Annotated in this window: 1 protein-coding gene; it reads right to left on the bottom strand. The window is 59.2% G+C overall.

The genetic code is table 11. The features are described 5' to 3' along the window. On the bottom strand, positions 1 to 634 hold a 634-nt coding region (locus L8K08_RS30170; protein ID WP_242201987.1), incomplete at its 3' end, for a major capsid protein. Between the last annotated feature and the right edge of the window lie 11 nt (positions 635 to 645).

The following is a 645-nucleotide window of genomic DNA, read 5'->3' on the forward strand; positions in this document are numbered from 1 at the left end:
AAGTGCCCGGCAGGCCGCCGTAGATCACAACGCCAGCTTCTTCGTAGATCTTGTTGGTGATGGCTTCGTCGACGATGTCGAAGTAGGCGCTGGAGTGCATGACCCACAGAGCAATACGGCCGAACTTGTCGCCGAACTTTCGCATACCGCGAGTCAGCGTCTTCTTGCCGTCGGTTTCGATGTTGGCCGAAACCACCATGTCAGCGTTGGAGCCGATGGCGGCACGGAGGCCAGCAGTTGCGTACTGGATGAAGCCTTCCAAGGTCGCATCAGCAACGTCGGCGCCGACGATCTGGGAGAACTCCTCGACCGGACGACCGCGGCGCTTGAATGCCTCTTCGGTGGTCTGATACGGGCCGTACTTCCAGGGAGCTTTGACGCCGACAGCTTCGCCGGCGCTGATCTTCTTGGCAGTTACCTTGCCGTCGGAGTTGACGTCGCGATGCTCCAGAGAGCCGCTCAGCTTGTAGAGCGCGCGCTTGCGGAAGTCGCCTTCGATCAGCTCGTTGTCCAGCACCATCGCGCCGTTGGACGATGCGTTGAACACATCCAGGTTGTCCTGGACACGCTCCAGGTATGCGGTTTGCGCCTCATCGTTGTAGATGATCAGGTCGCTGTTAACGGTTGTAGCCATGGGGTCAATCT

The sequence above is a fragment of the Pseudomonas sp. TREG-RG-20F-10-E-6-01 genome, from assembly GCF_022662455.1.
In the GTDB taxonomy this organism is placed as follows: domain Bacteria; phylum Pseudomonadota; class Gammaproteobacteria; order Pseudomonadales; family Pseudomonadaceae; genus Aquipseudomonas.